The following is a 10311-nucleotide window of genomic DNA, read 5'->3' as shown; positions in this document are numbered from 1 at the left end:
GCGTGGGCGCCGTCGCCGCCGCACCGGCCGCCGCCGTCGCCGCCGTCCGCGTCGCCCGGGCGCGCATCAACGGCGTCTCGGTCGGCGCGAGCCGCCGCAGCGTCCGCCTCAAGGTCGTCTGCCCGACGACCGCCCCCGACACGGGCTGCGTCGTGCGGCCGTCCGTGAAGCTCCGCGGCACCGCCGCGAAGCTCGCGAGGTCCGTCACGGTCGCCCGCGGTACGACCCGGACGCTCTCCGCGTCGATCCCGGCGTCGGTCGCGAAGAAGGTCCGCCGGTCCGGCGGTCGCCTCGTCGTCCGCGTCGCCACGACCGGCGCCACCGCCGGCGCCGTCACGCGCACCATCGCGGTCCCGGCCGGCTGAGCCCGGTCCGCCGGCCGGCCGACCGTCGGCGACGGCCGCCTCGTCGCCGGCACGGCCCTGCCGTCCGCGCGGGTCCCGGCCGACGGGCGGCGCGTCTCGCGCGGGGTGGTCGTCGAGGCCTACGGCCGGCTCGCGGCGGACGGGTTCCTGGAGATCCGGCCCGGCGGCGCGCCAGTCCTCGAGGGGCTGGCCGCGGCGCTGCGTGCTGGCGGCCGTGACGCCGGTCGTGCTCGACGAGCGGCCCGGGACGCTCGTGCAGATCGGCTTCGGCCGCACGCCGGAGCCGGGCCTGCGCCGGGCCGTCGCCGCCCTGGGCGACGCGGTCGGGGAGGTCGCCGCGGGCTGACGGCGTGCTGCCCTAGCCTTGCCTCCATGCGCGTCCGCTTCGCCCCTTCACCGACCGGTGCCCTCCACGTCGGAGGCGCCCGGGCCGCGCTCTACAACTGGCTCGTGGCCCGCGGCTCCGGCGGCGAGTTCCTGCTGCGCATCGAGGACACCGACAAGGAGCGCTCGACGCCGGAGAACATCGAGCAGATCCTCGACGCCCTGCGCTGGCTCGGCCTGGACTGGGACGGCGAGCCCGTCCTGCAGACCACCCACGAGGCCCGCCACCGCGCCGTCGTGCGTCAACTCCTGGACGAGGACAAGGCGTACCGCTCGACGGCCACCGCCGACGACGTGAAGGCGTACAAGGCCGAGCACGGCGCCGACAAGGGCTTCCGCGGGGGAGACCACCCGACGCGCTCGGACGACCCCGACGTCGGCGCCGTCCGCCTGCGGGTCCCGGAGGGCGCCACGGTCGTCCGCGACCTCATCCGCGGCGACACGACGTTCCAGAACATCCACCTCGACGACCCGGTGATCGCGCGCGCGGACGGCAGCCCGCTCTACAACCTCGCGGTCGCGATCGACGACCTCGACGCCGGCATCACGCACGTGATCCGCGGCGAGGACCACCTCTCCAACACGCCCAAGCAGCTGCTCGTCCTGCAGGCGCTCGGCGCGGAGGAGCCCGTCTACGCGCACCTGCCGCTGCTCCACGGCCCGGACGGCAAGAAGCTCTCCAAGCGCCACGGCGCGGCGTCCGTCCAGGAGCTCCGCGACGCCGGCTACCTGCCCGACGCGGTCGTCAACTACCTGGCGCTGCTGGGCTGGGGCGACGCCGACGACGAGACCGAGATCCCGCGCGACGAGCTCGTCAAGCGCTTCGCGATCGACCGCGTGTCCAAGAACCCGGCGCGCTTCGACGAGCAGAAGCTCAAGTGGCTCAACGGCAAGTACCTGCGCGGCCTGGGCGTCGACGGCCTGACCGCGACGATCAAGGGCCACCTCGAGTCCACCGGCCACGCGGAGCAGATCGCCGGCCGCGACGAGCTCCTGCGCACCGCGGTGGTGATCAGCCAGGAGAAGATCTCCACGGTCGACGACTTCTGGGCGCTCGCGGGGTTCCTCTTCGCCGGCCCGGTCGACGACGAGAAGGCGCGCGCCAAGTGGCTGGACGCCGACCATCTCGAGCACCTCGCCGCCGTCCGCGAGACGCTCGCGGCGCTGGACCCGTTCACCACCGAGTCGGTCGACGTCGCGCTGCGCGCCCTGGTCGGCGACCGCGGCGTCAAGGCGAAGGACGTCTTCCAGCCCCTGCGCGTCGCGCTCGCGGGCACCGCCGTCTCGCCCGGCGTCTTCGAGTCCGCGGCGGCGCTGGGCCGCGACGAGACGCTCAGCCGCGTCGACGCGGCGCTGGCGACGTCGGCCTGACCGGGAGCCCGGGCCGGGGCGGTCGGAGGCCGATCGCTCCGGCGGGTGTGCGGCGCCCACGCGCAGTTCGGGTGGCTGTCCAGGCGTCGTCTACCAAGCTGACGCGAAATCGATACCGAAGAGGACTCAAGTTGTAGGCGCGGATCGCCGATACGTCCACTGAGGCCCTGGACTCCTCGCCCCAATCCTGTGAACCACTCCGCCGCATCGACCTTCCCCGCCGTCCCGGACAAGACCGCGACTTCGAGCCCCCGCCCGACGTCGTCGTCCGTCCCGACGCGTCCCAACGAGCAGCACGGCCGTCGGCTGACCGCCGCGTTCGAGGCCCTCGAGGGCTTCCCCGCGCTGGCCGAGTCGCAGACGCGTCTCGTCGCCGCGTTGGACGCCGATCCCGTCGACCCGTCCGCGATCGTGGCGGCGCTGGAGACCGACCTCGGTCTCGGCCTCGGCGTGCTGCGGGTGGCCAACCGCCTGGACACGACGTCCGCCGGCCGCGTCTCCTCGATCGCCGCGGCGATCGAGGTCGTGACGCCGCCGTCGCTGCGCGTCCTGGCCGAGCGCACGCGGACGGTCGACTACTTCGACCGCGCCGGCTCGTGGGGCCGGGAGGCCGACGCGCACCGCCGCCACGTCGCCGCGGTCCAGACCGCCATCCATCGCATCGGCGCCATCCTGGGCGACGTCGACGTCGAGACGCTCTCGACCGCCGCCCTGCTGCACGACGTCGGCAAGCTCGTCCTGCTGCACGCGCACGCCGGCTACCCCGAGAAGGTCCTGCCGCGCGACGCGACCCCGGAGGAGCGCATCGTCGCCGAGCGCCGCGAGCTCGGTGTCGACCACGCGCTCGTCGGCGGCGTCCTCGTCCGCCGCTGGGGCCTCCCGCGCGAGCTCGCCCGCCTCGTCGAGCGCCACCACGCCGACGACGTCGACCGCGACGTCGCGACGCTGCGCCTCGCGGACCTGATCGCGCACCACAGCCACGGCGACGAGGTCTCGCCGCAGGCGCTGATGCGCGTCGCGCGCTCCATGGGCATCGACGCGTCGCAGCTGCGCGCCCTGCTCTACGACCAGGCCGTCCCGGCCCAGCGCCGCGCGCGCAGCGCCGCCCCGTGCCCGCTGTCGGGTCGCGAGATGGAGGTCCTCCGCCGCCTCGCCGCCGGTCGCGTCTACAAGCAGATCGCCGGCGAGCTCGGCCTGTCGACCAGCACCGTCCGCACGCATCTGCACAACATCTACGGCAAGCTCGGCGCCGTCGACCGCGCCCAGGCCGTCCTGATCGCCGTCGAGCGCGGCTGGCTCTAGGCCGCACGCGGCATCCCGGTTGGGTCCCTCCGGGGGGATCCGGCCGGCACAGGAGCCCCCCGGGACACCTACCGGGACGCCCGGAGCCGCGCGCCGAAGACCTATCGCGATCGCACGCCGAGCAGCACCCCGACCCGCGTCGCGCGCAGCAGGACCAGGGCGATCGCCATGCCGATCGCGTCGATCCCGACGTCGTGGACCGCGCCGACCCGCCCGGTCACGAACGTCTGGTGCCACTCGTCGCTCGCCGCCCAGACGAGCGCCACGGTCGCGCCCGCGAGCCCGGCGTGCCGCCGGACGAGCTCCCGGCCCAGGCCCGCGGCGGCCCGCGCCCAGAGCAGCGTCAGCGCCGTGTACTCGGTCACGTGGGCGCACTTGCGGAGGAAGAAGTCCTCCTTCAGGCCGGACGAGAGGTTCGGCTGCGCGCTGAGGAAGAAGATCAGCCCCATCAGGGCCAGCGGCGGGACCAGGAGCGAGGCGACGCGCCGCGCGCCGCCGGACGCCGGAGAGCCGGGTCCGCGGCCCCGGCGTCCCGCGGCGCGGAGGCGCTCCGAGCGTCGGGACGGCGCCTCGCGACCCTCGATTCCCGGTGTCTCCTCCGGGATTTCCGGGATCCGCGTGGCGTGCGGTCCGCCGACTCCCATAGGATCGAACTGTACGGGTGGACCTCGTTCGTCGTTCCCTGGACCGTAGGACCTCTCGATGATCTCCATCACCGCAAAATCCCCTTACGCCGTGCAGGCGCTGACCGAGCTCGGCCGGGCGGGTGGCGTCACGACGCCCGTGCCCGTCGCGGAGCTCGCGCGCCGACGGGACATCCCCGGCCAGTTCCTGGAGCAGCTCTTCGCGACACTGCGCCGGGCCGGCCTCCTGCGCTCACAGCGCGGCGTCCACGGCGGCTACGTGCTGACCCGCGACGCGCGGGAGATCACGGTCCTGGAGGTCGTCGAGATGCTCGACGGGCCGCTGGGCCAGGACTCCACCGGCGTCTTCGCCGAGGTCGCCGAGGCCGCCCGGGCCGTGCTCGCGGGCACGACCATCCAGGACGTCATCGATCGCGAGGCCCGGGAGCAGGGCCAGACGATGTACTGGATCTGATCGTGCCCGACGACATCACGGACATCACCGGCCTGATCGGCGGCACGCCCGTCGTCCGGCTCAAGCCCCTCGAGCCCGCGGGCACGGACGTCGAGCTCTACGGCAAGCTCGAGACCTACAACCCGGGCGGCTCGGTCAAGGACCGGATCGCCCTGGCGATGGTCCTCGCGGCCGAGAAGGAGGGGCGCATCGCCCCGGGCCGCTCGACGATCATCGAGGCCACCAGCGGCAACACCGGCATCGGCCTGGCGTTCGTCGCCGCCGCCCGCGGCTACGAGCTGACGATCTGTCTCCCGCAGGGCATGAGCCGTGAGCGCGAGACGCTCCTGCGGCTGTTCGGCGCGAAGGTCGAGGTCGTCGAGTCGATGGGCGGCATGACCGAGGCCGTCGACCAGGCCCGCCGCCTGGCCGACGCCGACGACGCCTGGATGCCGGACCAGTTCGCCAACCCGGCGAACCCGGCGATCCACCGCAAGACGACCGGCCCGGAGCTGCTCGAGCAGCTCGACCGCCGCATCGACGTCCTGGTGGCCGGGATCGGCACCGGCGGCACGATCTCCGGCGTGGGCCACGTGCTGAAGCAGCACTCCGAGGACACCCTCGTGGTCGGCGTGGAGCCCGCGTCCTCCGCGGTCCTGTCGGGCGAGAACCCCGGCCCGCACCGCATCCAGGGCATCGGAGCGGGCTTCGTCCCGCCGGTGCTGGACCGCCGCGTCGTCGACGAGATCATCAAGATCACCGACGAGGACGCCATCGACACCGCCTGGGCGCTCTCGCGCCGCTGCGGCGTGCTGGCCGGCCTGTCGTGCGGCGCTGCCATGCAGGGCGCGATCCAGGTCGCCAAGCGCCCCGAGTCCAAGGGCAAGCGGATCGCCGTGATCCTGCCCGACAGCGGCGAGCGCTACGCGAGCATGCCGTTCTTCCAGCCGCGGTGAGCGTGCCGGTCCCGTCCGGGTCCGGCGCGGTCCCCGCCCGTCGGGCGGGAGATACCCCCGTCTTTGCGGGCCCACGCCGGTCGCTCGCTAGCCTTCGCTGACCGTGTTGGGCATCCGTTCACTCGCGCGCGTCGGCGCCGAGCTCCGTCGCGACGTCCGCGCCGCGCACGAGCGCGACCCCGCCGCCCGCGGCGTCGGCACGTTCGAGATCCTCGCGACGTGGCCCGGCGTCCAGGCGCTGCTCGTGCATCGCGTCAGCCACGGCCTGCAGCGCCGCGGCGTTCCGGTGCTGCCCCGCGTCCTCGCGCACACCTCCCGCACGCTGACGGGCATCGAGATCCACCCCGCCGCGGTCATCGGCCGGGGCTGCTTCATCGACCACGGCGCCGGCGTCGTGATCGGCGAGACCGCCCGCATCGGCGACGACGTCACGCTCTACCAGGGCGTCACGCTCGGCGGCACGGGCTTCCAGATCGGCAAGCGCCACCCCACGGTCGGCGACCGCGTGACGATCGGCTCGGGCGCCAAGCTCCTCGGCCCGATCACGGTCGGCGACGACGCGAAGGTCGGCGCCAACAGCGTCGTCATCACCGACGTCCCGCGCAACAGCACGGTCGTCGGCAACCCCGGGCACCCGGTCAAGATCGACGGCCGCAAGGTCGAGGGTCCCGACGCCGACTGGATCCACCTGCCGGACCCGATCGCCGACGCGATGAGCGCGCTCGGCAAGCGCGTCGCCGAGCTCGAGGCCCAGGTCCGGGCGCTCGGCGGCAGCCCCGCTGGCGCCGACGGCCAGGGCGAGGGCGCGCAGGTCCACGAGCTGCGCCCCAAGCACGGCCGCAGCCCCGCCGGCGGCTGACCCTCCGGGGCCGCCCCGCGCGGCCGTACGGGGGATCGCGGTCCCGGCGCCTGCCGCGCCGCTGGCCCATTCGGCCCCACCGACGCCGACGACCGGCCGCGGGCGGCCGGTCGTCGGGGACCTCGTCGGGTCCGGCGCCGCCGACCGCGCGGCGCCGGGATGCGAGTGGCTACGCCTTCAGGTGCACCGTCCGCTTCACCGTCCGGCCGCGGTTGCCCGCCCGGTCGTACGACCAGGCCCGTACCGTGATCGCGGTGCGGTGCTTGGCGGAGTAGCCGGGCACGGACTTCAGGCGGAACCGGATCGCCCGGGACCACGCCTTCGTGCCCTTCGCCGTCAGGACGACGGGGAGCGCGCAGGAGCGGGTCGCCGACCAGTGGGCGTCGACCGTGAGGAACCGGCAGCCGCCCTTGACCGTCCGCGTCACCGAGACGAGCGTCCGGGCGACCCCGCCCTTCGCGACGCCCTTGCCCTGCGGGCAGGTCGCCGCGTCCTTCGCCGTCCCGCGGACGCTCAGCGTGACCACGCCCGTCCGCTTCTTCGTCGCGTGGGACACCGAGCGCAGCGCGCTCGACGGGTCCTTGCCGTCGGCGCAGGCGGCCGGCGTGCCGGTGGAGGGCGTCGGGGCGGAGGGGACCGCCGCGCCCGTGACCGGGGAGATGCCCGGCGCGAGCACCGTGCCGAGGTCCGGCTGCGGGCCGTCCGGCGGCGGGATCGTCGCCGCGGGCGGCGCGATCGGCGCGTGCAGGAACGACACGTCGGCCAGCTGGACCATGCCCTGCGCGGGCTGGCCCGTGCCGCCGAACCCGAACGTCACCGACGCCACGTGGCTCGTGTCGATCCCGGTGAAGGCCGACATCGGGATCCGGACGCCCGTGAGGACCGTCGGGCCCCGCGAGGTGTTGCGCTGCGTCGCGCGCAGCGAGCCGGTCCAGAACGCCGCCTGCGTCGAGGCGGTCTTGCCGTCCGCGTCGGTGAGGGTCACGGCGAAGTCCTTCGCCTCACCGGCCGGGTTCTCCGCGACGCCGTAGTCGACGGCGGTGTCGAACGTCAGCGCCTCGTAGCCGCTGACGTCCTTCGTCCCGGCGCCGGCGCCCAGGCCGACGCTCAGCGAGGCCGGGGCGTTCCACCCGAGCGTCAGCTGCGGTCCCCAGGAGGGGCTCGTCGCCGGGCAGGGGGTCGGGGTCACGGGGACCGCGGGCGCGACGACCGGCTTCGGATCGCACACCTCGTACCGGCTCAGGCCGGTGGCCGCGACGGCACCGCCACTCTCGGCGACGGTCGGCGGCGCCGCGCCGCCGGCCGGGTCGAGGACGTCCAGCCGCTGCGCGGCCGGGGCGGTGTAGCTCGTCTGGACGAGCGCGTCGCACGGCACGATCAGCAGGCTCGCGCCGGTGGGGCAGGCGGACGCCGGGAGGGTCGTCTCGCCCGTCATCAGCGGGTCGAAGTCCGTCTCGGCGCCGACGTAGCGGCGCATGAACGAGTTGATGATCGCCGAGCCGGTGGCGCGCTGCTCCGGCTGGGACAGGCGCGCGGTCTTCGGATCCGTCGGACCGCAGCCGCCGGTCAGGCGGGAGGCGTCGTCCTGGGTCGAGCCCCAGACGCTGTTGTAGAAGTCGTGGTCGGCACCCTGCACGAACCACTTGGTGAGGGAGACGTTGGCGTTCGCCGGGTCGCGCTTGGCGTCCCCGTAGAAGTGGTCGCCCTGCAGGTCCGAGACGTCACCGTCGCAGCCCGGCAGCAGCAGGCCGTAGTTCGTCCCCTCGGGCACGACCGTCGGGGCCGAGGCGACCGGCGCCAGCGCCAGCACGCCGTCCAGCAGCCACTGCTTGCCGATCGTGTTGTTGCGGTTGAAGTCGATGAAGTGCGTCACGCCGTCGCCACCGCGCGAGTGGCCCATGAGGCCGACGCCGCCGTCGAGGTCGAGCTTGCCGGCCAGCGAGGGGCGGCTGGACGGCGGCTTGCTCGGGTCGTCGAACCCGATGACGCCGGTGCCGTGGTTCCAGCCGTCGATGACCTCGAGCGTGGCCTGGAGCAGCTGGGAGCGACCGAGGTTGCCGTCCGCGCCGTTGCTGCGGAAGACGCCGGAGAAGTTCGCCTCGGCGCTGACCACGACGTAGCCCTGGCTGGCGAGGTTGTCGGAGAGGTAGTCGTAGCCCGCGTAGCTGTTGGCCTTGTCGGCGATCGAGCAGTTGTCACGGGTGGGGCCGCCGACCGGGGCGTCGACCGGGTTCGGGGCCGCGGGGGCGCCCCCGGTGGAGTCGCGGCAGGCGGAGTAGTTGCCGTGGAGGAAGACGACGACCTTCGACGTCTTGGCGGTCCCGGTCGGGAACGTCACGGAGCCGCGGAGCGGCACCAGCGTCTGACCCTTCGTGGGATCGGTGGCCGAGAGGTTGAGGAGGAGATCGCCGGCGCTGTACTCGTCGCGCTCGATCGAGTACGGCCCCTTCGTCAGCGGGTCGGTCTTCAGCGCGGCCTGATTGGGCGGCGTGGCGGCGTGGGCCGCGCCGGAGGTCAGCGGCAGCGCGCAGAGCAGCGCGACCGCCGCGAGCAGGGCGCGACGTCGTGACCGGCCTGATGAGTGCGGGAGGGCAGGGGGCGATGACACGGGCGTGTCTCCGTTCGTCTCGGGCCCGGCGGACGCGTCGAGGGGGACGGCGACCGCAGGGCGTGCGTTCGAGCCGTCCGCGCGCCCGCCGCCGGCCGCGGCCGGCGATCGGGGTGCCCGGCCGGCACTTGGGATCCCAAGGTCGAACGAAGGTATCCGTGACCGGATGGGCCTCCGCTGGGCCCGGTGGACAAGATGGTTCGCTTGCTTTGGAGTTTTGTCCTGTCGACGTGGCGCGTCGGGATCCGGTTGGCGCAGTGGCCCAGGGATGGCGCGACCCGGGGCATCTTGGCGGACGTCGTACGCAGATCTGCGAGGGTCGAGACCATCTCCGGCGGGACCGGCCCGCCGCCGCGGACGGGGCCGGGCGGGTCCCGAGGGTGCTGCGGCCCCGTCGCGGGCCGGCGGTCTCCTAGTAGAAGACGGTCCGGCAGCGGTGCCGCGGGTGCGCCTTGACCTCGGGTCGCTGGCCGGCGTGCCAGAGCCACCCGTCGAGGTGGCGCGGCGCGATGCCGGAGCGGGCACTCAGGAGCTCGACGGCGTGGACGGCCGAGCAGCGGATCTCGTGCTCGGCGCGGTCCATCGGGAGCGACACGCCGGCGTCGATCGTGCGCGCCAGGTCCTCGTCGTAGACCAGCACGCCCGACCAGCGCAGGACGTGGGGGACGAGGTTGTCGGCAAACATCGTCAGCTCGTCGAGGTCGCGTGGCTCCGCGAGCCCGAACGTCTCGAGGTCCGCGCCGAGGATCTGCGCCCGCTTGTACAGCCCGTGGTCGCGGTAGAACGGCATGCCGTCGACGAGCTGCTCCGCGAGCCGGCCGGCCGAGTCGGCGGACGCGTCCAGCACGTCGACGGCGCGGCGCTGCCCGAGCCAGACGCCGAGATCGCGCAGCGCCTGCGCGTAGAGGGCCATGAGGTGGTGGCCGGGGTCCTGGCCGAGGACCCCGGCGACCTCGGCGGCGGTGAGGGACCGCAGGTCGGCGGCCGACCACGGCCCCCGCTGGCGCCAGCGGTCCGCGAGCCCCCACGCGACGGTCCAGTAGCCGCTGGAGCCCGGCCGCTTGCGCAGTGTCGGGAACCAACCCGAGCCGAAGTTCACGGCGTTGAGGGCGAGGACGTAGGCGGCGACGTCGGCGCGGTCGCCGGAGTGGAAGTGCCGCACCTCGTCGGGCTCGGGCGGCTCCAGGGCGGCGCTCGCGTCCATCGCGTCCAGCGCCTCGTGGTCGATGGTCACGAAGCGCGCGCCGGCCACGACCTCCGCGGCGTGGCGGCGGACCCGGTCGGGGAGGGACGGGGGTCCGGGGGCGGCCATCCGCCCACGGTACCGGCCCGTGCGCGGGCCCGGACCGGGAAAGCCCTGCACCTCCGGGGGCTCGCGACGACGTCCTC

General features: G+C 74.4%; 10 protein-coding genes. 7 read left to right on the top strand and 3 right to left on the bottom strand.

The features are described 5' to 3' along the window. The 4 genes from AB0L40_RS04800 to AB0L40_RS04785 form a co-directional block, all read left to right on the top strand. The coding region (locus tag AB0L40_RS04800) for a hypothetical protein (protein WP_364349986.1) at nt 1–365 on the top strand (365 nt) is incomplete at its 5' end. 202 nt (nt 366–567) lie between these two features. Then, nucleotides 568–711 (top strand): hypothetical protein, encoded by a 144-nt coding sequence (locus tag AB0L40_RS04795; RefSeq protein WP_364349983.1) that lies wholly within the window; start codon nt 568–570, stop codon nt 709–711. A 26-nt stretch (nt 712–737) separates the two neighbouring features. After that, on the top strand, nt 738–2120 hold the full coding sequence (gene gltX, locus AB0L40_RS04790; protein ID WP_364349980.1) for a glutamate--tRNA ligase: 1383 nt from the start codon (nt 738–740) through the stop codon (nt 2118–2120). A 189-nt stretch (nt 2121–2309) separates the two neighbouring features. Further along, nucleotides 2310–3422, top strand: a complete 1113-nt coding sequence (locus AB0L40_RS04785; RefSeq protein WP_364349977.1) for an HDOD domain-containing protein — start codon at nt 2310–2312, stop codon at nt 3420–3422. 101 nt (nt 3423–3523) lie between these two features. On the opposite strand, the gene AB0L40_RS04780 is transcribed toward AB0L40_RS04785, so the two are convergent. After that, on the bottom strand, nt 3524–3871 hold the full coding sequence (locus AB0L40_RS04780) for a VanZ family protein (protein WP_364349974.1): 348 nt from the start codon (nt 3869–3871) through the stop codon (nt 3524–3526). Nucleotides 3872–4124: 253 nt separating this feature from the next. Between AB0L40_RS04780 and AB0L40_RS04775 the strand changes: the two genes are divergently transcribed. The 3 genes from AB0L40_RS04775 to cysE all read left to right on the top strand — a co-directional run bounded on the left by AB0L40_RS04775 (nt 4125) and on the right by cysE (nt 6314). Next, on the top strand, nt 4125–4520 hold the full coding sequence (locus AB0L40_RS04775) for an Rrf2 family transcriptional regulator (RefSeq protein WP_026912271.1): 396 nt from the start codon (nt 4125–4127) through the stop codon (nt 4518–4520). Nucleotides 4521–4522: 2 nt separating this feature from the next. After that, nucleotides 4523–5455 (top strand): cysteine synthase A, encoded by a 933-nt coding sequence (cysK, locus tag AB0L40_RS04770; RefSeq protein WP_364349971.1) that lies wholly within the window; start codon nt 4523–4525, stop codon nt 5453–5455. Between the two features lie 103 nt (nt 5456–5558). Continuing rightward, nucleotides 5559–6314, top strand: a complete 756-nt coding sequence (gene cysE / locus AB0L40_RS04765; RefSeq protein ID WP_364349968.1) for a serine O-acetyltransferase — start codon at nt 5559–5561, stop codon at nt 6312–6314. A gap of 169 nt (nt 6315–6483) precedes the next feature. Here cysE and AB0L40_RS04760 read toward each other — a convergent pair whose 3' ends face one another. Further along, nucleotides 6484–8922: a hypothetical protein gene (locus AB0L40_RS04760; protein WP_364349965.1), complete on the bottom strand. Its 2439-nt coding sequence runs from the start codon at nt 8920–8922 to the stop codon at nt 6484–6486. Between the two features lie 412 nt (nt 8923–9334). Beyond that, nucleotides 9335–10234 carry a queuosine salvage family protein gene (locus AB0L40_RS04755; protein WP_364349962.1) on the bottom strand — a complete coding sequence of 300 codons (900 nt, stop codon included), beginning with the start codon at nt 10232–10234 and terminating at the stop codon, nt 9335–9337. Nucleotides 10235–10311 lie beyond the last annotated feature (77 nt).

The organism is Patulibacter sp. NPDC049589, from assembly GCF_040675535.1.
GTDB lineage: Bacteria > Actinomycetota > Thermoleophilia > Solirubrobacterales > Solirubrobacteraceae > Patulibacter.
This window is presented reverse-complemented; position numbering and strand designations above follow the sequence as displayed.

Coding starts and splice junctions, on each gene's coding strand:
- gltX (WP_364349980.1), top strand. CDS start 738: ATGCGCGTCCGCTTCGCCCCTTCACCGACCGGTGCCCTCCACGTCGGA.
- AB0L40_RS04780 (WP_364349974.1), bottom strand. CDS start 3,871: ATGGGGCTGATCTTCTTCCTCAGCGCGCAGCCGAACCTCTCGTCCGGC.
- AB0L40_RS04775 (WP_026912271.1), top strand. CDS start 4,125: ATGATCTCCATCACCGCAAAATCCCCTTACGCCGTGCAGGCGCTGACC.
- AB0L40_RS04755 (WP_364349962.1), bottom strand. CDS start 10,234: ATGGCCGCCCCCGGACCCCCGTCCCTCCCCGACCGGGTCCGCCGCCAC.